Annotated in this window: 22 protein-coding genes and 1 tRNA gene; 9 read left to right on the top strand and 14 right to left on the bottom strand. The window is 57.8% G+C overall.

The features are described 5' to 3' along the window. Positions 1-18: 18 nt before the first annotated feature. The 11 genes from M2Q46_RS09220 to M2Q46_RS09170 all read right to left on the bottom strand — a co-directional run bounded on the left by M2Q46_RS09220 (position 19) and on the right by M2Q46_RS09170 (position 11,437). Positions 19-948 (bottom strand): acyltransferase domain-containing protein, encoded by a 930-nt coding sequence (locus M2Q46_RS09220; protein ID WP_302357111.1) that lies wholly within the window; start codon positions 946-948, stop codon positions 19-21. Positions 949-950: 2 nt separating this feature from the next. After that, positions 951-1,913, bottom strand: coding sequence for a triphosphoribosyl-dephospho-CoA synthase (locus tag M2Q46_RS09215; RefSeq protein WP_302357110.1), 963 nt, complete (start codon positions 1,911-1,913; stop codon positions 951-953). After that, positions 1,903-2,607, bottom strand: a complete 705-nt coding sequence (gene mdcG / locus M2Q46_RS09210; protein WP_302357109.1) for a malonate decarboxylase holo-[acyl-carrier-protein] synthase — start codon at positions 2,605-2,607, stop codon at positions 1,903-1,905. The genes M2Q46_RS09215 and mdcG overlap by 11 nt, the downstream gene beginning before the upstream one ends. Beyond that, entirely contained in the window at positions 2,607-3,320 is a 714-nt protein-coding gene (gene mdcE / locus M2Q46_RS09205) for a biotin-independent malonate decarboxylase subunit gamma (protein WP_022983522.1), read from the bottom strand. The genes mdcG and mdcE overlap by 1 nt, the downstream gene beginning before the upstream one ends. Next, positions 3,317-4,219 (bottom strand): biotin-independent malonate decarboxylase subunit beta, encoded by a 903-nt coding sequence (locus tag M2Q46_RS09200; RefSeq protein WP_302357107.1) that lies wholly within the window; start codon positions 4,217-4,219, stop codon positions 3,317-3,319. The genes mdcE and M2Q46_RS09200 overlap by 4 nt, the downstream gene beginning before the upstream one ends. Continuing rightward, entirely contained in the window at positions 4,216-4,566 is a 351-nt protein-coding gene (mdcC, locus tag M2Q46_RS09195) for a malonate decarboxylase acyl carrier protein (protein WP_009457832.1), read from the bottom strand. Before mdcC ends, M2Q46_RS09200 begins: the two co-directional genes overlap by 4 nt. 34 nt (positions 4,567-4,600) lie before the next feature. Then, a complete protein-coding gene (gene mdcA, locus M2Q46_RS09190) occupies positions 4,601-6,283 on the bottom strand; it encodes a malonate decarboxylase subunit alpha (RefSeq protein ID WP_009457830.1) in 1,683 nt (560 codons plus the stop codon). Between the two features lie 57 nt (positions 6,284-6,340). Then, positions 6,341-7,621, bottom strand: coding sequence for an amidase (locus M2Q46_RS09185; RefSeq protein ID WP_115634115.1), 1,281 nt, complete (start codon positions 7,619-7,621; stop codon positions 6,341-6,343). 9 nt (positions 7,622-7,630) lie between these two features. Further along, a complete protein-coding gene (locus tag M2Q46_RS09180; RefSeq protein WP_035270901.1) occupies positions 7,631-9,040 on the bottom strand; it encodes a short-chain fatty acid transporter in 1,410 nt (469 codons plus the stop codon). A gap of 632 nt (positions 9,041-9,672) precedes the next feature. Next, positions 9,673-10,443 carry an IclR family transcriptional regulator gene (locus tag M2Q46_RS09175; RefSeq protein WP_022983524.1) on the bottom strand — a complete coding sequence of 257 codons (771 nt, stop codon included), beginning with the start codon at positions 10,441-10,443 and terminating at the stop codon, positions 9,673-9,675. A gap of 145 nt (positions 10,444-10,588) precedes the next feature. Beyond that, a complete protein-coding gene (locus tag M2Q46_RS09170) occupies positions 10,589-11,437 on the bottom strand; it encodes an RNA methyltransferase (RefSeq protein ID WP_088450892.1) in 849 nt (282 codons plus the stop codon). 108 nt (positions 11,438-11,545) lie between these two features. On the opposite strand from M2Q46_RS09170, the gene M2Q46_RS09165 reads away from it, so the two are divergent. Genes M2Q46_RS09165 through M2Q46_RS09155 form a run of 3 tightly spaced genes read left to right on the top strand, consistent with a single transcriptional unit; the run spans position 11,546 to position 14,866 of the window. After that, complete coding sequence (locus M2Q46_RS09165; RefSeq protein ID WP_060185686.1) at positions 11,546-12,337, top strand: inositol monophosphatase family protein; 792 nt, start codon at positions 11,546-11,548, stop codon at positions 12,335-12,337. 58 nt (positions 12,338-12,395) lie between these two features. Next, on the top strand, positions 12,396-13,979 hold the full coding sequence (locus M2Q46_RS09160) for a TerC family protein (protein WP_035270896.1): 1,584 nt from the start codon (positions 12,396-12,398) through the stop codon (positions 13,977-13,979). 26 nt (positions 13,980-14,005) lie between these two features. Then, positions 14,006-14,866, top strand: coding sequence for an undecaprenyl-diphosphate phosphatase (locus tag M2Q46_RS09155; protein WP_060185687.1), 861 nt, complete (start codon positions 14,006-14,008; stop codon positions 14,864-14,866). A 1,112-nt stretch (positions 14,867-15,978) separates the two neighbouring features. Here M2Q46_RS09155 and M2Q46_RS09150 read toward each other — a convergent pair. The 3 genes from M2Q46_RS09150 to M2Q46_RS09140 form a co-directional block, all read right to left on the bottom strand. Next, on the bottom strand, positions 15,979-16,779 hold the full coding sequence (locus M2Q46_RS09150) for a UDP-2,3-diacylglucosamine diphosphatase (RefSeq protein WP_060185689.1): 801 nt from the start codon (positions 16,777-16,779) through the stop codon (positions 15,979-15,981). Further along, the gene (locus M2Q46_RS09145; protein ID WP_045931048.1) at positions 16,769-17,278 is read right to left on the bottom strand and encodes a peptidylprolyl isomerase; all 510 of its coding nucleotides are present in this window, start codon (positions 17,276-17,278) and stop codon (positions 16,769-16,771) included. Before M2Q46_RS09145 ends, M2Q46_RS09150 begins: the two co-directional genes overlap by 11 nt. Positions 17,279-17,447: 169 nt before the next feature. Then, on the bottom strand, positions 17,448-18,059 hold the full coding sequence (locus M2Q46_RS09140) for a tetratricopeptide repeat protein (RefSeq protein ID WP_226348582.1): 612 nt from the start codon (positions 18,057-18,059) through the stop codon (positions 17,448-17,450). Positions 18,060-18,323: 264 nt separating this feature from the next. Here M2Q46_RS09140 and cysS point away from each other — a divergent pair, with 264 nt between their 5' ends. The 6 genes from cysS (at position 18,324) to M2Q46_RS09110 (ending at position 24,075) form a co-directional block, all read left to right on the top strand. After that, the gene (gene cysS, locus M2Q46_RS09135) at positions 18,324-19,775 is read left to right on the top strand and encodes a cysteine--tRNA ligase (protein WP_060185690.1); all 1,452 of its coding nucleotides are present in this window, start codon (positions 18,324-18,326) and stop codon (positions 19,773-19,775) included. After that, positions 19,760-20,431, top strand: coding sequence for a DNA-3-methyladenine glycosylase (locus tag M2Q46_RS09130; RefSeq protein ID WP_042483969.1), 672 nt, complete (start codon positions 19,760-19,762; stop codon positions 20,429-20,431). The genes cysS and M2Q46_RS09130 overlap by 16 nt, the downstream gene beginning before the upstream one ends. A gap of 26 nt (positions 20,432-20,457) precedes the next feature. Next, a complete protein-coding gene (locus M2Q46_RS09125) occupies positions 20,458-21,423 on the top strand; it encodes an acetyl-CoA carboxylase carboxyltransferase subunit alpha (protein ID WP_022983527.1) in 966 nt (321 codons plus the stop codon). After that, on the top strand, positions 21,416-22,501 hold the full coding sequence (gene tilS, locus M2Q46_RS09120; protein WP_258866210.1) for a tRNA lysidine(34) synthetase TilS: 1,086 nt from the start codon (positions 21,416-21,418) through the stop codon (positions 22,499-22,501). The genes M2Q46_RS09125 and tilS overlap by 8 nt, the downstream gene beginning before the upstream one ends. A gap of 167 nt (positions 22,502-22,668) precedes the next feature. Beyond that, positions 22,669-23,922, top strand: coding sequence for an aspartate kinase (locus tag M2Q46_RS09115; RefSeq protein WP_022983529.1), 1,254 nt, complete (start codon positions 22,669-22,671; stop codon positions 23,920-23,922). A 60-nt stretch (positions 23,923-23,982) separates the two neighbouring features. Beyond that, positions 23,983-24,075, top strand: a tRNA-Ser gene (locus M2Q46_RS09110). The last annotated feature ends 131 nt before the right edge of the window (positions 24,076-24,206 follow it).

Genomic DNA, 24,206 nt, shown 5'->3' with positions numbered 1-24,206 from the left:
CAAGCCGCTGTCTTGCGTTTATCCAGCCCAGCGAGACAGCCAGCGTTGCAAGCCATCCAGGGTTTGGAACTCATCCACACCGCGCGCAGGAATCTCCGGATAGCGTTGATTCCACATGGTCGCCAGACTGCGGCCCGGACCAATCTCCAGCACCACATTGGGCTGTCGCTCTTCAATCTGCTCCATGCACGAATCCCATTGCACGGTTTGCATCAACTGCGCTGATAAGGCCTGGGCAGCGGTAGTGGCGTTATGCACCCATAGACCGGCATTGGTGGGCCAAGGCAAGGTCGGGGCAGTCAGTTCGCTTTGATTCAGTTGCTCTTGAAAGGCCTGGGATGCGCTGCTCATCCAATGGGTATGGGAGGCAATATTCACGGCCAGGGGTGTGCAACGTGCCCCTTGTTCTTGAGCGAATTTTTCCAGGGCAGCAAGCTTGTCACGTGGTCCCGCACAGACAGCACTATCAGGACCATTGCGTATGGCCAGGGCAGCGCCGTGTGCTTGGCACCATTGTTCAATCGTGCGAATTGAAACCCCACTTATCGCCAGCATGCTGCTGTCCTGTCCGGCCCCGGCTTGATCCATCAAGGCGGCTCTTTGTTCGGCGAGCTGGATGGTATTACTGGCAGATAACACACCCGCTACACAAGCGGCTGCCAGTTCACCAATGCTGTAGCCCGCCACAGCCACCAAAGATCGCCTGGAGGTTTGCAGGGCAGGGACGTGCTCCTGCAATTCCTGCCAAGCGGCCAAGGCGCAAGCTGTCAGCACAACTTGGGCATGGGCATTGGTGCTGGCCCAACGGGTATCGCGCATGGCAGCGCGCCAATCGGGAACGTGCAACTGCTCCTGCATTTGCAGCAGCAAGGGATTGGCCGGATTTATCCAGGGCAGCATGTCTGCGTATTGCATGCCTTGCCCGGAAAACAGCAGGGCGATTTTCATAGTCAGGCTCCAGTAGGGCGACGCTGGCTGGCACTGCCGGGTGCATAGGCTTGCAAGCGATCCAGCCAACAGCAGGCCGACAAGGTGTCGGCCGCGCCGCCGGGGGACAGGCGACGCTTCATGAAGGCTTGATGCAAGGCTTGCGCGCGTTGCACCGCATCGGGGCTGAATGCACTGCCTGCTTGCAGGTAGTGCATGGCGCAGCGGCGCGCGTAGTGTAGCCCCTCCAGTCCGCCACGATGGGCCAGATTACTATCGTCAAGGACCGCCATAACAGAAAAGAAGGTATGCAGACCTACGGTTTGCAACTGCTGTTCTGCCACTGGTGTGCTGTGCGGAGACAAGGTTTTGACAGCGACTTGCCAGGCGGGCCAGGCCGTTTCAAACAAGGTGGGAAAGCCCTGGGCTGCTTCCTGGTTCGCGCCTTGCAAGCCGTAGCGGCGTACCGCCCGTCCGCCCGGCAGTGCGGACGAAGCTTGCAGGCTGCGGGCCTGTAAAGTCGCCCCCCATAATGTTTGAAGTTGGTCCCGAATCGTGGCGGGAGTCAGGGTGCGAAAAGGTAGGCAAGCGCCTGCGGCTGCGCACAGCAGGCCCAGCATGAAGATGGCGCCACGGTGGGTATTGATGCCCCCGGTTGCCGCCTGCATGCGAGCCTCCGCTGCAATCCCGCGAGTTTGCAGCTGGCTGAATGGAACACGCTGTTGGCCCAGAGCCGCCATGTCAGAAAAATAATGGCGCAGGGCAAACAGACTGCGATAAAAAGTGCTGGCATCCATATCGTCATGGCTGCCGCTGTCGAGCAAGGAAACCAGCCCCGGTTTGGGAGCCAGAATCAGCTCGTCATACAGCGCCAGAACCGCCGCACGGCCTATGGCCGCACAACTCCAGGAACGGGATGGATCCATGAAGTCGGGGGCAGTGGGGCGATGCGCCAATGTTCTGGTTTCAATTGCATCAAGCAGCATGAGAGGACTCCGGAGCAGGAGCGTGCTCGGGCCAGTCCGAGTGCGCCTGAATACGTACACCATGAGTGCGTTTGATCATGACTTTGCTGCTGGCACCGCTGCGCCATTGCTGCCATTCACGCCAGGCGATGGCCGCGTCATCCGGGAACAGCAACTCTCCATCCAGGCGGGGCAAACCGGACAATTCGCTGATTGCACTTAATAGCTCCACCAGACGATCTGCTTGCGTGGCGCTCTGCACGGGTAGCAGCAAATCCAGGTCTGAACCTTCACGCACATAGCCCTGTCCTGTGATCAGCTCCCAGCCATAACTGCCATAGACCAGAGCCGTGCAGCCATGTGCTTGCATACGCTGACATAAGCTCAGCCAGTCTTGCGCCAAGGAGGCTGGCAATAAGGTTTGGGCTTCGTGGGCGGGGGGGAAACTGCCCCAAGACAGGCTCTGGTTCTGGGAAACGATCAGGGACAGACGTTGCCGCCCCCAATCGCTCGGTAAAGGAATGCCCACTTGCAACTGTCCGCTACGCAGTTCGCCTGGCTGACGGCTGACGACCAGCGGCCAGCCTCGAGCCTGCCATTGACGCAGGCTCTGGCAGGCGTGGCTGGTCGGCTCCAGATCAGCCAACACCTGATCCCAGGCTGTGTTGTCCAGCGTGATCAGGTGGTGACGGCGAGCGGGCAGCTGGGCGTTCATCAGGATGCCTGCAAGACCTGTTCAATGATCTGGGCAGCCAGGCGGCGGCCACCACGTTCGGCACCATCGCTGGCGCGGCGATCCTGATCATTGGATTGAGCCAGTGCTGCCCGCAAGGAAGCACGCAGTTGCTCTGGCGAACTGCTGTCCCAGACAGACTGAATGCCTCCCATGGCCACGTAGTTGCCTACGCCGGGCGCAAAGACCGGATTGGACTGCGCCAGCTCTTCCAGCATGGCTTCGGGCAGCTTGGTCACGCGGGCCATGGCAGGAATGCGCATGACGCGAATTTCGGCTTCGGGCACGGCATAGCAGGCATCGGCAATCAGGCCGGAGGTGATGAAGCCACCGGACAGGGCCTGGTCGTACACCAGCCCAATGACCTTGTGGCCTTTGCGTCGGGCCAGATCCAGGCACATGCCCAAGTGAGCCATGGCACGGTTGATGCCCAGCAGCTCATCGCGGCGGCGCAGTTGCTGGCCCTGGGTATCGACCAAAAGCAGCAGGCTACGGCCAGGATGGTTCTTGATGGTGTCCAGCACGGCCTGTGCCTGGGTCAAGGCCAGGGACACGCCGATGGGGGCGTGTTCCGTCGTGCCGATCACGGCCAAGGTCTCGCCATCAAACTGGGCATCGCCCTGCAAGAACAAATCCTGTTCGCTAATGCTGTGCTGCGTATCGAACAGCGATTGCACCAGTGTTTCCCATTTCATGACAGCGCCTCCTGGCTGCGTAATGCTTTGACGGCTGCAGCATCCATCTGCCCGACTTGATCACTTTGTTCCAGCCCCAGTGCTTGCCACAAGGCTTGGGCCTGATTTTCAGTTTGGTCCCATTGCTCCACAGGCAGCAGGGCTGCGCGGTGTGCCAGCAGCTGATGTTCCTGTTCCAGCTCTTCCAGGGTGACGGGACCACGAGCTGGATTCTTCAAGCCTTGTACGGCAGCGGCGCGGAAAGCGGCCACGGTGTCCGGTACAAGGTCGTCGCAATCGGCGGTCAGCCAGCGGTGTTTTCCGCCACTGGTTTGCCAGACCAAAGCGCGGTCCTTGGAGTCGTATTCTTCGACTCCGTGGGAGGCTTCAATCACTTCCGGGCCGGACATGGCCAGACGGCCGACGTCGCTCATGATCAGGTGGTTGGTGCAGCGGGCCACAATGCCCATACCTCCAAAGCAACCGTTTTGCCCGCCGACCAAAGCAATCACAGGCACTCCGGCATTACGCGTGTCCAGCAGGGCGCGCATCACTTCCGAGACGGCTATCAAACCGGCGTTGGCTTCGTGCAAACGCACACCACCGGACTCCAGCAGCAGCACTACGCCTGCAGGACGGTCAGTCATGGCTCGACGCAGCAGGCCCACCAGCTTGGCGCCGTGGACTTCGCCCACGCCACCGCCCATGAATTCGCCTTCCTGCGTCGCCACATACACGGTCTGCCCCTCCAGCAAAGCGCGGCCGATAGCTACGCCATCATCAAAGGAAGAAGGCACTCCCAACTGGGCCAGATGGGGGCTGCTCAAGCGTTGTGCAGGGGGCAGCCATTCGTGAAAGCTGTTGGCGTCAAACAGAGCCTGGACGCGCTGGCGGGCAGAACATTCCAGATAACTGCTCATGACTGTGTTCCTTGTGCTTGGCTGCGTGCCAGGGCTTCGCTGGCGGCCTGGTCCAGACGCAGACTGACCACGGCAGGGGTGGCCCCCATATCGTTAATGTCAAAGTGAATACCGGCCAGCGGATGGCGCTGGTGAAAGTCCCGCACCACCGCATCCCAGATCGTGGAGAAACCACGTGCCGAGGTATGAATATGGATGGTGCATTCGGCGCTGTCCTTGGGCTCGGCCAGCACTTCCAGATTGCCCGAACCTACCACGCCCACCAGCACAGGCTGGAAGGTGCCAATAGGCTCTTGTCCTTTGAAGCTATAGGCCAGGGTTTCCAGGCCGTGAGGAATGTTTGTCATCGTGATCTCCTAATGCAAATAGCGTGACGGGCCATTACCAGTTACGGAAGCGTGCCGGAGGTTGATACAGCCCGCCGGAGGCTTGAACCAGATCCCGCATGCTGCGTGCGGCCAATAAATTACGGGTGGCCTGGCGTGGGTCTATGCCCAGATCCTGAGGGCGACGGATGATGCCGCGATCACGCAGGTTCTCCACCATGCGGGCATCTCGGCCCAGGCCCACTTGCGTATAGCCGGCAACACCCCGTATGGCTTGTTCGCGCTCTTCGTCGGTACGGCACAGCAAGAGATTGGCGATGCCTTCTTCTGTCAGGATGTGAGTGACATCGTCGCCGTACACCATGATGGGCGGCAGATCCATGCCGGTCTGCTCCTGCAGGGTCCAGGCATCCAGGGTGTCCACAAAGGCGGGCGTCATGTGTTCGCGGAAGGTTTCCACAATCTGCACCACCAGCTTCTGACCACGTGGCGTACCGGCTGCACCTTGGCGTCCTTGGCGTGCCTCTTGCCCGGCTTTCAACCAGGCGGGGCTGGCGTGGCGACGACCACGTGCGTCCGCGCCCATATTGGGTGCGCCACCAAAACCGGCAATACGGCCCAGCGTGGCGGTGGAGCTATTGCCATGCAGGTCGATCTGCAAGGTGGAGCCGATGAACAGGTCACAGGCGTAGTGGCCAGCCGCCTGACAGAACGCGCGGTTGCTGCGCATGCTGCCATCCGGGCCGGTGAAGAACACATCGGAGCGGGCGCGCAGATAGTTTTCCATGCCCAGCTCGGAGCCGAAGGAGTGCACCGATTGCACCCAACCGGCTTCGATGGCCGGGATCAGGGCGGGATGCGGATTCAAGGCCCAGTGCTGGCAAATCTTGCCTTTCAGGCCCAGTGATTCGCCGTAAGTGGGCAGCAACAATTCAATGGCGGCGGTATCAAAACCGATGCCGTGGTTCAGGCGTTGCACACCGTATTCCGCGTAGATGCCCTTGATCGCCATCATGGCCATCAAGACCTGGATTTCGCTGATCTGGGCTGGGTCGCGGGTAAACAGCGGTTCGATAAAGTGCGGGCGGGGAGCGGGCACGACAAAGTTCACCCAGTCGGCGGGAATGTCCACACGCGGCAGGCGGGTGGTCTTGCTGTCGACCAGCTCGTTGACCTGGGCGATGACAATGCCGCCGGAAAAGGCAGTGGCTTCCACAATAGCCGGGGTGTCCTCGGTATTGGGGCCGGTGTACAGATTGCCGTGCTCATCGGCGGCCTGGGCCGCGATGAGCGCGACATTCGGGGTCAAATCTACAAAGTAACGGGCAAACAACTCCAGATAGGTATGAATGGCACCGATGTTCAGTCGTCCTGCCGAGGCCAGCCTGGCCAGGCGCGCACCTTGCGGGCCGGAAAAGCTGAAGTCCAGGCGGTTGGCAATGCCTTTTTCAAACACATCCAGATGCTGGGGCAAGGCCAGCACGGATTGCACCATGTGCAGGTCATGAATCTGCGCTGGGTCGACGCCCACCAGTGCGTCGGCCAGAAAGTCGGCCTGCTTCTGGTTATTGCCTTCCAGACATACTCGATCTCCTACTTGTAATACGGCTTCCAGCAAGCTGCTGGCTTTATCCGTGCTGCATATCTTGCCTTGCAAAGAGTCTCCCAGTGCGCGGCTGGCACGTTGCAGTCTTTGCTGGCGGGCTTGATTCTTAAGATTCCAGTTGCTGTCCGTCATTGGGTTTCCCTGTCCTACCTCTGTCGATGTGATCCGTTGAGTAAGCTGCCCGACCCTTCAGGATCGGAGTTCAGGCAGCGCGATAGTTAATGTGCCCAGGCGATGGGCAATGCGGGTGGCCGCTTCCAGTAGCAGGTCATCTTGCCCAGGGCGGGCAGCCACTTGCAGTCCTAAAGGAAGCCCGTGGCTGCCAAAGCCGATGGGCAAGTTGATGCATGGAATGCCCAATGCCGTCCAGGCACGGCACAGCACGGGATCGCCCGTGGTGTCGCGTGTGGGAGCCTCGCCCAAGGCGGCGGCGCTCAGGATTAGGTCTGCGTCGCCGAAGATCAGCTCGGGTTGGCGCTTGACCTGATTGATCAGGCCTTGAGCCTGAATCAGTTCGGCAGGTTGAGTCTGTGCGCATTTATCCAGATAAGTCTGCAAAGCAGGCGAGAGCAGTTCCAGGTGTTGCTGGCGTTCATGGCTTAAATGGGCCAGTACTTCAGCTCCCATGATGGCTTGCTGCGCGTGGGTCAGTTCACCAAACAGACTGTCCCTGTCGCTAAGCTGAACTTCAAACTGGCCGTCATCCATTTTCAGGTGAGTCACGGTCGCTTCCAGCCGATCACGCAAATCCTCGGCAATGTCCTCCCACCAGGGCGTGTGCAAAAAGCTCAGGCGCAAAGGGGCTTGCTGCAGGACTTGCGATACTTCCGGCGTGCTGCGCAGCGCGTTGAACACAAGGCGCACATCCTCCAGACGCTGGCCCAAAATTCCCAAGGTGTCCAGAGACGGGCTGATGGTTTTCAAGCCGCTGCTGGGCAGGGCGCCGAAGCTGGGTTTGAAGCCATAAATTCCGCAGAACGTGGCGGGGCGCACCACGGACCCCGCTGTCTGGGTGCCCAAAGCTACCGGCACCACATTGGCGGCCACGGCAGCGGCCGAGCCGGACGACGAACCACCCGGCGTGTGCTCCAGATTCCAGGGGTTGCGTGTCTTGGGAGGGCTGAACAGCGCAAATTCCGTGGTGACGGTTTTGCCAAAAGGCACGGCACCGGCCGCACGCAGGGCCTGCACAATGGCAGCGTCCTGGGTGGGGCGGTTGTCGCGATAAATGGGCGAACCATAGGTGGCTGGAGCGTCCGCCGTATTGATCAAATCCTTGATGCCGATGACCAGCCCCTTTAAAGGGCCGGTGTTGTTCTCCTGCTCTTGGGCGACACGCCGTACCTGCTCCTTGTCCAGATGGGCAAAGGCCTGAATCAGATCCTCGGTTTGCTCGTAGCGGGCAATTGCTGCCTCTGCTGCCTCCTGGCTAGATGTCCTGTTTCGGGTAGCGAAATCATTCACAGACATGGCGCGTCCTTAGATCGTGAAGGGTGCGATAAGAATAGCAATCGTCAAAATGACGGTGCCAATCAGAAAGGCCACGACAGTAAAGCCCATCACTTGTCGTACATTCAGGCGCGCAATGGCCAGCACAGGCAAAAGCCAGAAGGGCTGGATCATGTTGGCCACCGCTTCACCAAAGGCCACGGCCATGGACATCAGGCCCAGGTAGGCGGGTCCGTCCTGACCAATGGCCAGGGCCGACTGCACGGCGATGGGGCCTTGCACACCCCAGTGTCCGCCACCGGAAGGAACAAACAGCGAGATGATGATGGAGGCGATAAAGGTCAGGAAGGGCAGAGTGTATTCATTGGCCCCAGTCACCAGCGCGGAGGACAGAATTTCTTCCAGGGCGCGACCGCCCTCCATGGGGATATAGGCAAGCAGGCCCATGATGCCGCCATACAGCGGGTACTGCAGAATCAGCGGGCCTGCCGTTTTGGCGGACTCGACAAAGGATTTGATAAAGCGGATAGGCGTCCAGTGCAGCAGGGCACCGGTGACGGTAAACAGCATGATCATGGATGAGATGTTCAGCGCAAAACCGCTGCGCACGAAGTAGTACATACCCGCGGCAAAGAACAGCACATTCAGAATCCACAGGTTTTCCAGCTTTTCGGCTGGGGTGCTGGGCTTGGTTTTGGGCAGGTCTTTCTCAATGTCCGCAAAGACGGCCGGGTCGGGTGGTAAGGCGTAGTCCGGCTCCATGCGCCAGATCGTCAGGAACAGCAGGATGATCAGGGCCACGACCGGAATCCAGCTATAGGGCTGGAAAATGGTCAGGCTGAACGGCACCGTCATGCTGGTCAGTTGATGGATGACGTTGATGGGGCTGTTGGGATCGGTATTGGCCAGGGCAATCGAGCTGGACAGACCTTGAGTCCAGAGCAGGTAACCCATATAACCCGAGGCAATCAGATAACCAAAGTGCACATTGGGCAGACGGCGGGCAACCTGGCGTGCAACCAGGGCACCAGCCACCAGACCCAGGCCCCAGTTCAGCAGGCAGAAGATCGCCCCCACGGCAAAGCACAACAGGGCGCCTTCAACTTGTGTGCGGGCACGGGAGGCCAACCAGATGATGGCGCGTTTCAAGGGCGGTGCTTCGGCCAGGGTGTAGCCCGTTACCAGAATCAGCACCATTTGCAGGGCAAAGGTGAAAATGCTTTTGGGGCCCCACACCCCGCGATACCAGGCATCCACCATTCCTCCAGGGGTGGCGCCATCGACAAACAGGGCAATCAGTCCTACAACCAGCAAGCTCAGGATGACGGCGAACAGATACGGGTCCGGCATCCACTTTTCTACGTAACGCACGCAGATATTGGTAAAGCGGGTCAGCAAGTTTGGCCTGGGTTTGGCCGAGAGGGTAGCAGTGGTGTTCATGATGAACTTATCCTTGTTTTTGTCTCCCCGACCTGGCTAGTGGGTCGGCTGATGGATGTGGATGCTGGATACACAGTCCCGCTAGCGCGTACTCCTCGGTAATGACTGTTGCCTGTATCTCGCCTTCCTTTTTTATGGTGTGCCCCTTAGGGGGCTTATCGTTGTGCCCACAAGATAGCGACAGGCTAGTGCGTGGATCAATAAAGCAAATGTTGTTTTATTTACGCGCGGCGAAACGATGACGCGTTAACCCTAGGGGGAAAGGGCGTGCGAATGCTGCGACACGCGGCTTTGGGTATAAAGCCGCGTGTTTTACGGGAGATGGGGATATTTAGCTAAAACGAACTGATTAGAGGATCAGTTTGAGTTGCGGATAGGGCGCTGTTTGAAACGGAACTGCTTTTTTTTCATACGCCAACCTGGGGGAGTGCGGCGTGGGAAGGGACTGGGCTTATAGCCAGCGTAGTTTCTCTTTTTTTGACAGGCTGAGCCTGGAGGAGCCACCTGCGTTGATTGGAAAAGCAGACAGAGGGAATGAACTTCGAGACGTAAAAAAGCACACAGGGCAGGCTGTGTGCGGATGAGGGTGTTAACGATCCCGACACCATTCAGGGGGAGAAATCCGCCCAGATTTAAAACTTGTCGGCGACCGAATCCAGCGCGTCGCGCAGCAAACCGGCAATTTCTTTTTGCCGTGGCGCCGGCATGCGCTCGGTAATGGCCGTGACACTCATGGCCAGAATGGGGCGGCCTTTGTGGTCGCACAGCGCGCAGCCCACACCCAAAGCACCGCGTACGGCGTAATTGCCTACAACCGAGTAGCCCCGGATACGGGTGTTGGTGACCAACTGGCGCATCTCGCGCTGAGTCATGCCACCGTACTGATCCAGCTGATTGGCATTGCGTTCGATAATCTGCTCGATCGCTTCGTCCCCAAGTGTGGCCAGATAGGCCATGCCACCCGAACCCACGCCCAAAGGCTGACGCTTGCCGACATAAGTGGCCAGAATCTGTACCGGGTAGGGGCCAATTTCGCGCCACAGGCTAACGGAGTCGTCGCCATCGCGGCCCACCAGAAAGACCGCGTCGCCAGTCTGTTGAGCCAGCTCTTGCATGATGGGCTGCATGATGGTGACACGCGGGTCCAGTCCAAACAGGCCCTGATCCTGGCGCGTGGCGCTGTAGCGACGGCTATGGCTGCTGTTCTGAACCAGACCGTGATCGATCAGGGCGGCCAGCAGCCGGTAGATGGTGGGGCGCTGTAATTGCGTGGCGCGCGACAGGTCGGTGACGCTCAGTCCTTTGCCTTGATGATTCTGCAAAGTCTTGAGCACCAGCAGGCCGCGTTGCAAGGTGCGCGGCCCGGCCTGATCCTGCGGTTCTACGGTCTCGGGAGTGTTCATGCTTGAAAACAGCTATTGCTTACCGAAAAAGTAACTCAGTAAGAATATACGCCAGCCAAGAAAGTGTCCACTGTGTGATCGCTCATAAAAGACAATGCCCGCTGGGTGCAGCGGGCAAGAGGGGTAGCGCGTTTGAAGGCAGTTTTTAGCGATGTTCCGGGCCTGCCGATTCGTCTTTACGTTGCTCAGGGATGGGGTGGCCCGCTGTTTTAGCGGTCTTGATCATGGCGGTACACAGGCCGCGCAACATATCCACTTCGTCCAAACTAAGCTGGGCGCGACCGAACAGGTGCTGCATGCGGGGCACCAGCTTCTTGGGGTGTTTGGGGTCCAGGAACTTGACGCTTTCAATGGCCTGTTCCCAGTGCTGCAGCAAGGCTTGCACCTTGGCTTGGGGAGCCAGCTCCTTGCCAGGGTCTGCCTTGCCATCCGTATTGGGCAGCAGGCTGGCACCGCTTTCAGCCAGCAAGGCATAGCGCAATTCCCAGGCAGCCAGTTGCAAAGCCTGGGCGACATTCAGGGAACTGTATTCAGGATTGGCCGGAATATGGCAGACGTATTGGCACTGGCTGATGTGATCATTGGTCAGGCCCACGCGTTCGGTCCCCAGCACAATGGCGACGGTTCCGGCGTGCTGGCGCAGATGCTCACGGCTCAGTTCGGCAGTCTGACGTATATCGGCGGCTGGCGGTCCTAAATAGCGGGGGCGGGCCGTCAGGGCAAAAGCCAGAGTGACCGGTTCCAGTGCATGTGCCAGAGTGGGAACAATAGTTGCTTGCTCCAAAACGTCGACGGCACCGCTGGCCAGCGAGATTGCCTGAGGGTTTTGTGCAACGTCCGGGTCTAGCGGGTCGACCAGACATAAGTCGCCAAAGCCCATGGTTTTGATCGCTCGCGCTGCTGCGCCCACGTTTCCAGGGTGGCTGGGTTGCACCATAATGAAGCGAACCCGGTGAAAATTATCATCAAATGCCGATGCTTGCGTCTGAGTCATTTAAAATAGCTACTTTGAAGCTACGCTTCCTGTGTCTGCTCACGCGATTTTGCCCTGCAACAGGGCACGCCAGGCAGGCTCAATTATTGTTAAAAAAACGGAATTTCCATGCACCCGATGCTCAATACCGCCATCAAGGCGGCTCGCCGTGCCGGCACCATTATCTCTCGCGCCAGTCTGGACCTCCAGCACCTGTCGGTTGCGCGTAAAGGCCCTAAAGATTATGTCACGGAAGTGGATCGCGCAGCAGAGGAAGCCATCATTGAAGTGTTGAGCGAAGCCTACCCCGACCACGGTTTTATCGGCGAGGAAACGGGCGAGCGCCCACCGCTGGAACCCGCAGGCGAAGGTGCTCCCGAATACCAGTGGGTCATTGATCCTCTGGATGGCACCACCAACTTTATCCACGGCTTTCCGTGCTACGCAATTTCGATTGCCTTGATGCACCGTGGCCAGGCTGCCCATGCCGTCATTTACGACACCAACCGCAATGAAATGTTCACGGCCAGCCGTGGCGGTGGTGCCTTCCTGAATGACCGTCGTATTCGTGTCTCGGGCCAGACCCGTTACCACGATGCCTTGATCGGTGCACACGTGCCGGATTCGGGTGCAGGCGTGAAACCCACCTCCCCATTTGCCGATATGCTGGCCGAATGTGCTGCCGTGCGTCGCGTGGGTGCAACGGTTTTGGATCTGGCTTATGTGGCCGCAGGCCGTCTGGATGGCTTCTGCGCCGTTAACCTTAAACCCTGGGATCTGGCTGCCGGCACCTTGCTGGTGACCGAAGCCGGCGGTCTGGTGGGCGACTTTGAAGGCGAACAAACCTGGAAAGAGACTGGCAATGTGATTGCCGCCAGTCCGAAGATCTTTATTCAGATGCTGTCGCACCTGCAAGATTAAGAACCTAGACCCCGGCATTGCCGGGGTGTTCTTTTAATCACAGCGCCAAGGAGCTGAGATGGAGTGGTTGATGGACCCGACCGCCTGGGTTGGGTTGCTCACACTGGTAGTTCTGGAAATTGTGCTGGGCATCGATAACCTGGTGTTCATTGCAATTTTGGTCGACAAGCTGCCTCCGGCGCAGCGCGACCGGGCTCGTGTGCTGGGCCTGTCACTGGCCTTGCTGATGCGCCTTGGCTTGCTCACGGTCATGTCCCATCTGGTGCAGCTGACCGATCCTTTGTTCTCCATATTCAGCCTGGATTTCTCAGGCCGCGATCTGATCATGATCGTGGGTGGCTTTTTCCTGCTGTTCAAGGGCACGCTGGAGCTGCACGAACGTATTGAGAACCGCAGCGCTCATGCTTCCGGCTCGCGCATGTATGCCAGCTTCTGGGTCATCGTCGCGCAGATCGTGGTGCTGGATGCCGTGTTCTCCATCGACGCGGTCATTACGGCGGTGGGTATGGTCGAGCACCTGCCCATCATGATGGCGGCGGTGGTCATTGCCATTGGCATCATGCTGGTTGCTTCCAAACCCTTGACGGCTTATATCAATAGTCGCCCCACGGTGGTGATCCTGTGCCTGGGCTTTTTGTTGATGATCGGCTTCTCCTTGCTGGTGGAAGGCTTTGGCGTACATGTACCCAAGGGTTACCTGTATGCGGCCATTTCCTTCTCCATCCTGATCGAAATGTTCAATCAGCTGGCGCGTCGCAAGTTGCGTATGCTGCAGGCTGGTCGTCCCATGCGTGAGCGTACGGCCGAGGCTGTGCTGCGCATGTTGGGCAAGCGTCCCGCTTCCGGTGAAACGGCCATCGGGCCGGATCTGCCCGGTGCGGCGGCGCAAATGGTGTTCGGTCAGGAAGAGCGCAATATGGTCAGTGGTGTATTGACCTTGTCCGAGCGCACGGTGCATTCGGTGATGACGCCGCGCAATGCGATTACCTGGGTGAATGTGCAGGACGATCCTGAGGTCCTGCGCGAAAAGATGACACATGAACCCCATAGCATGGTGCCAGTGTGTCGCGGTTCGCTCGATGAGGTTATTGGCATTGGTCGAAGCAAAGAGTTACTGGCAGACCTGCTGATTCATGGTCATATCCGTCTGGACCAATTGCGTCAGCCGGTTTTTGTGTATGAGTCCATCGGGATTTTGGACCTGATGGAAACCATCAAGCAAAGCCGCGGGCAGTTGGTCATGGTGACGGACGAGTTCGGCACTATTGAAGGTTTGGTGACGCCTTTGGATATTTTCGAGGCGATTGCAGGCGACTTCCCCAGCGAGGACGAAACCCCCGATATTGTCCAGGAGTCTCAGGACCACTGGCTCCTGGACGGCTCCACCGACTTGCATCATCTGGAACAGATGCTGGGTGTGGATGGTCTGGTGGATGAAGAGGAAGAATATGCCACCCTGGCCGGTTATCTGCTGACGCGTTTCGGACAATTGCCCAAGGTGGGCGATGTGTGTGTGCTTGAGCAAAGCGATGCGGTGTATCGCTTCAAGGTGGAAGAGCTGGAAGGGCGTCGCATTTCGCAGGTCAGCCTGGAACGTGTGCCATACGATGATGAACAAATCGATCCATTTCTGGCGTCTTAATTTTTATTGGCTTTGATTCGGACAACATGACTGAGCAAACTCTCTATTTGTTGAAAGCCCTGTTTCTGGGGATTGTTGAGGGCATCACGGAATTCATTCCGGTTTCCAGTACGGCGCACTTGCTGATCCTGGGCTCCTGGATTGATTTTTCCTCGGGTGATGCCAAGGTCTTCGAGGTTGTCATTCAGTTTGGTTCGATTCTGGCCGTGATCTGGATTTTTCGCGCCCGTTTGATTCAGCTGATCACCGGGGTCTTGCGCGGAGATCGTACCGAGCTGATGTTCACTCGCAATCTGCTGATTGCCTTTTTGCCCGCTGCCGTTATTGGTGCTTTGACGATTCAGTACGTCAAAGCCTTGTTCCATCACCAGATTGTGTTTGTGTTCACGCTGGTATTGGGTGGTTTGTTGATGCTGTGGGTCGAGCGCAAACCGCAGTACGCGAAGAACACGTCGGAGCTGGATCAGAGTGAAACCGCCACCTCGCAAAAGGCTACCGCCTTTGCCTTGGAAGAGATCACCTGGAAGCAGGCTTTGGTGGTTGGGTTTGCCCAATGTATTGCCATGGTGCCAGGTACTTCACGTTCGGGCGCCACTATTATCGGCGGCATGCTGGCCGGTATTCAGCGCAAGACCGCCACGGAGTTTTCTTTCTTCCTGGCCATGCCAACCATGCTGGCTGCTACGGTTTATGACCTGTATCGCAACGGTGCGTCCTTGAGTGCAGATCAAAGCACCGCGATTATTGTGGGCTTTGTTGCTGCTTTCTTTAGCGCCTTGTTCCTGGTGAAGGCCGTGCTGCGCTTTGTGTCCAGTCGCACCTATCGTCCTTTTGCCTGGTATCGGATTGCGTTGGGCGGAGTATTGTTTGTGTGGCTGATGACTTAGACCTTTGCCGCCTGAGATGTTTTGAAATCCCCGCTTGCTTGATCTGCCAGCGGGGATTTTTCTTTTCAGGGAGGCTCGGTAAATGTCGTCTTTTCACGCACATACTCTACCTACCTACCTACCTACCTACCTACCTACCTACCTACCTACCTACCTACCTACCTACCTATCTACCTATCTATCTATCTATCTATTTATCTGTCTAGCTGTCTATCCGTCTGTCTGTCCGCGTATCTAGCGATGTACCAATTTGATGGGCACTTTTTTGGTGATTATTGTGTTCAAGGGTTTGTTGGCAAATAGCGGGTTTGTCGCCCGTCATTTGGTCTGGCCTGGTTCGGTTTCGATACGCTGCTGCTTATTGAAAGGAGCTTGGTCTCAGCAAGACGCCTCTCGGTTCGTCTGCCCCGGTATCCGGGCTGACTACTTGCCGGTGCTGCGCACCGGTACCCTAGTCGGTGTTCGGATACGGGCGCGCCCTTAACTCGCGGGGTGTCTTGTCCACCGGACAAGACACAAGCGCCCCGCTCAAACAGAAGGGCGCTTGCACCCCGTATCCGAACACCGCCTGCGGCAAGCAGTCTGAACCGCCCGGATACCGGGGCAGACGAACCGAGAGGCTCACAGTGAGGAAGGGACAAGCAGCCTTGCTGCTCATGGTGCCAAGAATCGGTGTTCGGGCACGAGACCAGCCTTCGGTGGTCCGCTTTGGTTGCCGCGAGCGAAAGTATCTTGTTGGCAAAAATCACGGTCTTTTTTGCGTTTTTGAGGGGGCAGTTGGGCTCGACGGGCGAGTCAGGGCTCTGGCCGCAGGCTCTTGCAGTATCCAGGATGCAAGCCCTGTGCTGTTTGAGCGGGGCGCTTGTGGTTCGTCCGGGGGACGAACCACCCCGCGAGTTCACAGGGCGCCTGGATACTGCAAGAGACCAGGGAACCCGTGCGCAGCACGGGCCAGAGACCCGCCAAGTCGAGCCCAACTGCCCCCTCAAAAATGCTTATGCAGCCACCTTGATTCTTGCCACCAGCACCGTGTGAAGAAAAACAGGTTTTATCGCAAGAAGGTATAAAAAGACGTGGAGCTTAAACCTAGCTGGCTGTAGGTGAAGTCACTCTTAATGAGGTCCCAGTGTCTGACACTGATCCTCTTGCCCCCACTGGTGCAGGCAGAGCTGTACACCTTCAATGCTGATATAGCCGCCCCGTCGTCCTCCTTCCGAGGAGTCAGACTCCCAATCCGGGAGTACCCAGCGGCGTACCGGCTCAAAGCCGGGAATGTCATGTACTGCAGGGCGATGTGTATGGCCATGAACCATGGCCTGCACAGGATGCGCCTCGCAGGCTGCCACAATAGCTGCAGGCTGCACATCCATGATGTCTTTGGACTTGTATTGCTTGCCGCGCTGGCTACCGGCGCGGGCTGAATCAGCAATACGCTGACGCAAGCTTAAAGGGCAGGCCAGATAGAGTTTCTGGAGCCAGGGTTTGCGTACCCAATGGCGAAAGCGTTGATAGGCCAGATCGTCCAGGCAGTACTCGTCGCCGTGCGACATCAGAATCAGGCCGGCAGAAGTATCCAGAACGACTTGATCAGGCAATAGCGTGGCGTGAACATGGCGGGCGTAGGTTTGGCCCAGCAGGAAATCGCGATTGCCGCGCATCAGATACAGCGGATGCTGCTGCGCGAATGTGCGCAGCGCCTCACTGACTTGAGCAAGCCAGGGAGCAGGGTGGGCGATTTGATCGTCACCAATCCAGGCATTGAAAATATCACCGCCCAGGATCAAGGCATGAGCTTGATGCTGGGCGGAGTGCAGAAACTGCAGGAAATCCTGGACGGTGTCTGGATTGTCCGGACCCAGATGCAGGTCCGCGGCAATCCAGATGTTGCCCGCAAGCGTGAGCTTATTCGACAAGCGTGGCTTTTTCCAGAACGACGTCCTCAACGGGCACGTCTTGGTGGAAGCCCTTGTTGCCGGTGCGCACGGTCTTGATCTTGTCGACCACGTCCATGCCTTCGATCACGCGGCCAAATACGGCGTAGCCCCAGCCATTGGCGGTAGGAGCGGTGAAGTTCAGGAAGTCGTTGTCAGCCACGTTGATGAAGAACTGAGCCGTAGCCGAGTGTGGGTCGGAGGTGCGAGCCATGGCCAGGGTGTACTTGTCGTTCTTCAAACCGTTGTCGGCTTCGTTCTTGACAGGAGCGTTGGTGGCTTTTTGCTTCATGTCGGCCTCAAAGCCGCCGCCCTGGATCATGAAGTTGTTGATCACACGGTGAAACACGGTGCCGTCGTAAAAACCGCTGGACACGTAGTCCACAAAGTTGGCTACGGTGTTGGGGGCTTTTTCTGCGTTCAGTTCGATCAGGATGGTGCCCTGGTTCGTCTGCAGTTGGACGCGTGGAGAGGTGCTCATAGAAGTGCCTTCAGAAGAAGTGGAAGAATCTGCTGCCATAGCCGGACTGCTCATCATAGGCATAGCCATACAGGCAGCAATAAGCAGGGTGCGCAAGCTGCGAGCCTGATCACACCATTGAAATGTGCTTGCAAACATAAGATAGGGACAACCCAGTCAAAGAAAAATCTTATTGTTGCAGAATTTGGCCAGTTTGTTGCGCACGCTGGGCTGCTTTGGGCACACCACTGGCGGCGGCCTGACGGTAGGTATCATTGGCCAGCATCAGTTGGACTTCACCCATATTGGCGCGGGCCAGTGCGTAGGAGGGATCGGCGGTCAAAGCCATTTTCAGGGCTTCCAGGGCCAGGTCCAGCTTGTCCTGCGCAATGTACTCGGCCGCCAGATTATTCCAGGGCTCGGGCAACTCCGGGTAATAGGTGGTCATGTTCTGGTAAAGGCTGATGGCGCCATTGTGGTCACCACTGGCCGACAGGGCGCGTGCCTTCAAAAACAGCAACTGCACATTGGCACCGGGCTCGCCCCGGTCCTTGCGTTGCTCCAGCTGTTTTTCGATCGCCTGCAAGGCGTCGGCATGACGGCCCTGGGCAATCAAGGTGCTGATGCGCTGGCTGACTTCAGCGGCGCTAAGCGGCAAAGAGGTATCGACGCTGGGGGCCAGCACGTCCAGAGCACGGGCCAGACCCTTCCAGCCACGTTCAGGTTCGGGAGCGATATCCAGCAAGGGATCGTTCACCCGCGCACTGGGCGGGGGCAAATCGGGCAGGGATTGGGCGCTCACGTTTTGACCCAGGGCCAGAAAAAGGGCCAGGGTGCAAGGAGCGAGAAACCGAGTCCGTCTAGGTGTACTGAACACAGAGGGGGCGCCTATAAAATCTGGCTTGAAGACCAGGAAGGTTGGTAGATTGCTGCCTTTAACGAGGTCTGCTTGCTATACTTATTGACCATCATTCTAACCTTGCCTCTTGCCGGGCGGGAAATACGGAACCTGATCCAAGGGCAATTGTTCTGGCACAAGGTTCCGATTTTATGACGATTACAGGCCATGTTGCGCATTTATAACTCGTTGTCACGCTCTAAAGAGGTGTTTTCTCCGGTTGAACCGGGCCACGTGCGTATGTACGTCTGTGGCATGACGGTGTACGACTTCTGTCACCTGGGACACGCTCGTATGCTGGTCAGCTTTGACATCGTGCAGCGCTGGTTGCGAGCAAGCGGCTATCGCGTCTCCTATGTGCGCAATATTACCGATATTGATGACAAGATCATCCGCCGTGCCGTCGAGCGCAAGCAGCTGATGTCTCAGGTAACGGACTTCTATATTGCCGCCATGCATGCCGACGAAAAGGCTCTGGGTGTGCAAAGTCCTGACTCGGAACCACGCGCCACGCAGCACGTGCCCGATATGCTGGGCATTATTGCCAAGCTGGAAGAAAATGGCCTGGCCTATCAGTCCGAAGACGGTGATGTGAACTACGCCGTGCGTCAGTTCCCCGGCTACGGCAAATTGTCGGGTCGCTCTTTGGATGATCTGCGCGCCGGTGAGCGTGTTGCCCTGAACTCGGCCAAGCGTGACCCTCTGGATTTTGTGCTGTGGAAGTCGGCTAAAGAAGACGAACCCGCCGAATCCAAATGGGAGTCTTCCTACGGCCTGGGCCGTCCGGGCTGGCACATCGAATGTTCGGCCATGAGCAAGGCGCTGCTGGGTCTGCCCCTGGATATTCACGGCGGTGGCCCGGATTTGAAGTTCCCTCACCACGAGAACGAAATTGCCCAAACGGAAGGCGCCTTTGGCGGTCAGTTGGCCAATGTCTGGATGCACTGCGGCCCCCTGATGGTGGACTCGGAGAAAATGTCCAAGTCCCTGGGCAATTTCCGTCGCATCCGCGATACCGTGGCGCCCGAAGGTCTGGCCGACGAAGAAAGCAGCTACATCGCCAACCCGCGTGAAGCTGAAATGTTGCGCTTCTTTATTGTGCGCAACCATTACCGCAGCCTGCAAAACTACGCACCAGATAATCTGCGCGATGCTCAGCAGGCTTTGGACCGTCTGTACCAGACCCTTCAACACGTTCCTGCCGCCGACGTCCAAATTGACTGGACTCAAGGCCCCGCTTTGGCTTTTGCCGAAGCCATGAATGACGATTTCAATACTGCCGGTGCTATTGCCGTTCTGTTTGAGCTGGCTGGCCAGGCCAACCGCGACAAGGATGCGCAGGCCGCTGGCTTGATGCGTGCCCTGGGTGGCGTGATTGGTCTTTTGCAGGTGGACCCCGCCGTCTACTGGCGCGCCAGCACACGCTTTGGTCAGGCGGCCAGCGTGACCGGTGCCGACTCCTTGAGCGACGCCCAGATTGACGAGCTTCTGGCGGAACGCGGCCAGGCTAAACAGAATCGCGACTTTGCGCGCGCCGACGCCATCCGTGAGCAGCTTAAAGAGCAGGGCGTAGAGCTGGAAGATCGGCCAGGTGGAGCAACACAATGGCGCAGGGCCTAAGCGGCGTTCAATCCGGCCCTCAAGTTCGTTTGGTGGGCAAACCTGATTACTGGGACGACGCGTGCGCCCAGCTGATGAAGCGCGATCGTATCTTGCGCAAGCTCATCCCCCAGCATGGCGACTACTGGCTGCAACATCAGGCACCGGCTTTCACCACCTTGGTGCGTTCCATCGTGGGCCAGCAACTGGCCTCGCGTACGGCGGATCAGCTGTGGCGCAAACTGCTGGACGGCTGTGGCCAGGCGCTCTCGCCTGAGCTTATTTTGGAACTGGGTTACGAGGCCCTGCATGGTTTGGGTTTGCCCAAACGCAAGGCCGAATATATTGTTGATTTGGCGACTCACTTTGATGCTCGTAAAATCGACCCCCAGGCATGGCAGTCCCTGTCTGACGAAGCCGTTATTGCGGACCTGTGCGCCATTCGTGGTGTAGGCCGCTGGACGGCAGATATGTTTCTGATTTTCAACTTGCACAGACCCGATGTTCTCCCCTTGGATGATGCGGGCCTGCTCAAGGCAATCTCTCAGCACTATTTCAGCGGCGAGCCGGTCTCCCGGTTCGAGGCGCGTGAAGTTGCTCAAGCGTGGGCACCGTGGTGCACGGTGGCTACCTGGCATCTGTGGCGCAGTCTGAACACAGTTGCGGTACGATATTAAATTAGGCCTAAACCTTAAGAACCGACATGCGAAATACATTCCTGGAATTTGAGCAGCCTTTGGCCGAGCTCGAAGGCAAAATCGAAGAGCTCCGCTATGTGCAATCTGATTCCGCTGTGGATATTTCAGAGGAACTCAGCCGTCTGCAGCAAAAAAGCCAGACGCTGGCCAAGAACATTTACGCCAAGCTCACGCCTTGGCAAACGGCCCTGGTTGCTCGCCATCCACAACGTCCATACACCCTGGACTATGTAAACCAGATCTTCTCGGACTTTCACGAACTGCATGGCGATCGCATGTATGCGGACGACCTGGCAATTGTGGGTGGTCTGGCCCGTTTCAACGGTACGCCTTGCATGGTGATTGGTCACCAGAAAGGTCGTGATACCAAAGAGCGCGCCCGTCGCAACTTCGGCATGCCGCGCCCCGAAGGCTACCGTAAAGCCCTGCGCTTGATGAGGTTGGCGGAAAAATTTGGTATCCCTGTCTTTACCTTCATTGATACTCCCGGCGCCTACCCTGGTATTGGCGCTGAAGAGCGTGGTCAGTCCGAGGCAATCGGTCATAACCTGTTTGCCATGGCCAAACTGCGTGTACCTATCATCTCCACCATTATTGGTGAAGGCGGTTCGGGTGGTGCGTTGGCGATTGCCGTGGGTGACGTGGTCTCCATGCTGCAATACTCCACCTACGCCGTGATCTCGCCCGAAGGTTGCGCCTCGATTCTGTGGCGCAGCGCAGACAAGGCTCCTGTGGCGGCTGAAGCCCTGGCCATTACCGCTCCCCGTCTGAAAGAACTGGGCCTGGTTGATCGTGTGATCAACGAGCCCATTGGTGGCGCACATCGCGACCCCACCATGATGGCGCGTCAATTGGGCCGTGCCCTGGCCGACGCCTTGCGTCAGGTCTCGGGCCTGAGCACCGAACAACTGCTGGCGCAGCGTATGGAACGTCTATTGGCCTACGGTCGTTATCAGGAAGTTCGTGCCTGATCCATTGCCTTCCAGTCAGCTGGGGGGCTTTAGCCCCTCACCCCCGCTGCTGGAGGCGCTTAACCATCACTTAAGTTTCAAAAGCGGCGATTGCGTCGCTGTCGCCTTAAGTGGTGGTGCGGACTCGGCAATGCTGGCGGTACATGCCCATCTTTGGGCCAGCCGCCGCAAAGTCACACTTCATTTTTTCCATATTCATCACGGCCTGCAAGCCATTGCCGATCAGTGGCAAGCGCATGTGCATGACCTGGCTGCGCGTTTGCAGCGACCCTGTCACAGCTTGCGGGTCCAGGTGCAGTCCCACCGTCTAAGCGCTGATGGCATGGAATCTGCCGCGCGTGATGCCCGTTATCAGGGCCTGGCTGAACTGGCGCGCTTTGTTGGCTTGCAGCATGTACTGCTGGCCCATCATCAAGACGATCAGGCCGAAACGGTTCTGATGCGTTTGCTGCGTGGCACGGGCACAACCGGCCTGGGGGCGATGGCACCCCGTATGCAGCGCGATCAATTGCAGTACTGGCGACCCTGGCTGGAGCAGCCCAGGGCACTTATTCTTCAAGCCAGTGATGCGTTTGCCGCAGCCACAGGCTGGCATGCGGTACAAGATCCCACCAATATCAATCCTGATTACACCCGTGGCGCAGTGCGCGATTTGCTCACGCCTGTGCTCGACGAGCGCTGGCCGGGCTGGCAAAGCCGTTTGCAGCGCCAGGCACAGCTAAGCCGCGAAACGCAGGAAGTATTGGACAGTGTGGCCAGCCAGGACTGGTTGACACTGGAACCTGATGAGGCAGGACGTAGTTTCAGTTTGGTGGCCTGGCGTAGCCTGGAGCCAGCGCGGCAAAGCCTGGTGCTCCGTTATTGGTTGCAGGAGCAGGGCGCTGGCTTGCCTACGCAAGCGCGTCTGGCAGAACTGCTCAAGCAACTGCGCGGGCTGCATGCCCGGGGGCACGACAGAAATTTGATGTGGAAGCATGGACAGAACCTGGTGCGCTGTGTGCGAGGCCGGGTGCAGATCGAATCTGCCGGTCCAGGCGACCAGCAAGCAGGCCGGGTGGCCGATCAAGCAAGTAAGTAGTTTGGGGTGGCCTGTGGCAGGAGCGTGGGCTATGGTGTTGAGTCGACAAAGTATGTGTTTTTTTGCGTGTGTATGTGGTAGAGCCTGCGCTTGGGGCACAGAAAGTCGTTAGAATAGTTGGGTTTTGTGTCTATCCCAGACCTTAGCCCTTTGATGCAGAGTAAAAGATGTCCCTGATCGTACATAAATATGGCGGCACGTCGATGGGCTCGATCGAGCGCATCCAGAATGTGGCGCGTCGGGTTGCCAAATGGCATGCCGCCGGGCACCAAGTTGTGGTGGTTCCTTCGGCCATGTCCGGTGAAACCAACCGTTTGCTAGGCCTGGCCAAAGAACTGAGTATTCAGCCTGATCCGCGCGAGCTGGATATGCTGGCCGCTACGGGCGAACAAGCCAGTAGCGCTTTGTTGGCCATGGCCTTGGCTGCCCAGGGCGTTCCCGCCCGCAGCTACGCCGGTTGGCAAGTTCCCGTCAAGACCGACAATGCCTACACCCGTGCCCGCATTAGTTCTATTGATGACACCCGCATTCGCCAGGATCTGGACGCAGGCCGTGTGGTCGTTGTGACCGGCTTCCAGGGGGTGGATGATGAAGGCAATATCACGACCCTGGGTCGTGGTGGCTCGGATACTTCCGCGGTGGCTGTTGCCGCTGCCATGAAGGCCAGCGAATGCCTGATCTTTACCGATGTGGATGGTGTCTACACCACCGACCCGCGCGTCGTGCCCGAAGCACGTCGCATGAAAGTGCTGTCCTTTGAAGAAATGTTGGAAATGGCCTCTTTGGGCTCCAAAGTTCTTCAAATCCGGTCTGTGGAATTTGCTGGCAAGTACAAGGTGCCTGTGCGCGTCTTGTCCTCCATGACCGACCCCATGATTTCGCTCGAAGAAGAAATGTCTTCGGGTACGCTGATTACTTTCGAGGAAGACCAAAAAATGGAAGCTGCCGTTGTCTCTGGCATCGCCTTCAGCCGTGATGAAGCCAAGTTCACCCTGCGTGCCGTTCCCGACACCCCCGGCGTGGCCTATTCCATTCTGGGCCCCATCGCAGCGGCCAACATCGAAGTCGACATGATTTTGCAGAACCTGTCGGTTCAGGGCACCACAGACTTTTCCTTTACCGTCAGCCGCAACGACGCGCTGCGTACCAAGGAACTGCTGATGAACCAGGTCGGCCCGGCTGTGGGCGCTGGCGAAATCGTGTTTGATGAAGCCGTGTGCAAAGTGTCCATCGTTGGTATCGGCATGCGTAACCACGCTGGTATTGCCAGCTCCATGTTCCGCGCCTTGTCCGAAGAGGGCATCAACATCCAGATGATCAGCACCAGCGAGATCAAGACCTCGGTGATTATTGCCGACAAGTACATGGAATTGGCGGTGCGTGCTCTGCACAAGACGTTCGAGCTGGATCAGGAAAAATAATCCCTTTAGCTATTTGCATTGGTTTTTTAAAAATGCTATAGTTACTTCTTTCCTAGAGCTGGAGACGTGGCCGAGAGGTTGAAGGTACTCCCCTGCTAAGGGAGCATACGGCTTATACCCGTATCGAGGGTTCGAATCCCTCCGTCTCCGCCAGCTGGAATTAAATTAAGCCCTTGTTTTCAAGGGCTTTTTTTATTGTCTGACGCATAGTGTCGCCAATGTTCGGACCCACGCTCAAGCTTGTCTTTGTGCAAACCCGGTCCTGGTTCAGGCAGTAATGGCGA

Source organism: Alcaligenes sp. YSL9, from assembly GCF_030515105.1.
Classification (GTDB): Bacteria; Pseudomonadota; Gammaproteobacteria; order Burkholderiales; family Burkholderiaceae_B; genus Alcaligenes; species Alcaligenes phenolicus.
Note: the sequence above shows the minus strand (reverse complement) of the source record. Positions and strands in the feature narration are given on the sequence as shown.

What these genes read in the sequence shown, in the direction of transcription:
- mdcA (WP_009457830.1), bottom strand. Translation starts at nt 6,283, where the DNA reads ATGACGGACAGCAACTGGAATCTTAAGAATCAAGCCCGCCAGCAAAGA.
- M2Q46_RS09185 (WP_115634115.1), bottom strand. Translation starts at nt 7,621, where the DNA reads ATGTCTGTGAATGATTTCGCTACCCGAAACAGGACATCTAGCCAGGAG.
- M2Q46_RS09130 (WP_042483969.1), top strand. Translation starts at nt 19,760, where the DNA reads ATGGCGCAGGGCCTAAGCGGCGTTCAATCCGGCCCTCAAGTTCGTTTG.
- cysS (WP_060185690.1), top strand. Translation starts at nt 18,324, where the DNA reads ATGTTGCGCATTTATAACTCGTTGTCACGCTCTAAAGAGGTGTTTTCT.
- M2Q46_RS09220 (WP_302357111.1), bottom strand. Translation starts at nt 948, where the DNA reads ATGAAAATCGCCCTGCTGTTTTCCGGGCAAGGCATGCAATACGCAGAC.
- M2Q46_RS09165 (WP_060185686.1), top strand. Translation starts at nt 11,546, where the DNA reads ATGCACCCGATGCTCAATACCGCCATCAAGGCGGCTCGCCGTGCCGGC.
- M2Q46_RS09155 (WP_060185687.1), top strand. Translation starts at nt 14,006, where the DNA reads ATGACTGAGCAAACTCTCTATTTGTTGAAAGCCCTGTTTCTGGGGATT.
- mdcC (WP_009457832.1), bottom strand. Translation starts at nt 4,566, where the DNA reads ATGACAAACATTCCTCACGGCCTGGAAACCCTGGCCTATAGCTTCAAA.
- M2Q46_RS09215 (WP_302357110.1), bottom strand. Translation starts at nt 1,913, where the DNA reads ATGCTGCTTGATGCAATTGAAACCAGAACATTGGCGCATCGCCCCACT.
- M2Q46_RS09180 (WP_035270901.1), bottom strand. Translation starts at nt 9,040, where the DNA reads ATGAACACCACTGCTACCCTCTCGGCCAAACCCAGGCCAAACTTGCTG.
- M2Q46_RS09125 (WP_022983527.1), top strand. Translation starts at nt 20,458, where the DNA reads ATGCGAAATACATTCCTGGAATTTGAGCAGCCTTTGGCCGAGCTCGAA.
- mdcG (WP_302357109.1), bottom strand. Translation starts at nt 2,607, where the DNA reads ATGAACGCCCAGCTGCCCGCTCGCCGTCACCACCTGATCACGCTGGAC.
- M2Q46_RS09170 (WP_088450892.1), bottom strand. Translation starts at nt 11,437, where the DNA reads ATGACTCAGACGCAAGCATCGGCATTTGATGATAATTTTCACCGGGTT.
- mdcE (WP_022983522.1), bottom strand. Translation starts at nt 3,320, where the DNA reads ATGAAATGGGAAACACTGGTGCAATCGCTGTTCGATACGCAGCACAGC.
- M2Q46_RS09160 (WP_035270896.1), top strand. Translation starts at nt 12,396, where the DNA reads ATGGAGTGGTTGATGGACCCGACCGCCTGGGTTGGGTTGCTCACACTG.
- M2Q46_RS09115 (WP_022983529.1), top strand. Translation starts at nt 22,669, where the DNA reads ATGTCCCTGATCGTACATAAATATGGCGGCACGTCGATGGGCTCGATC.
- M2Q46_RS09200 (WP_302357107.1), bottom strand. Translation starts at nt 4,219, where the DNA reads ATGAGCAGTTATCTGGAATGTTCTGCCCGCCAGCGCGTCCAGGCTCTG.
- M2Q46_RS09175 (WP_022983524.1), bottom strand. Translation starts at nt 10,443, where the DNA reads ATGAACACTCCCGAGACCGTAGAACCGCAGGATCAGGCCGGGCCGCGC.
- M2Q46_RS09145 (WP_045931048.1), bottom strand. Translation starts at nt 17,278, where the DNA reads ATGAGCACCTCTCCACGCGTCCAACTGCAGACGAACCAGGGCACCATC.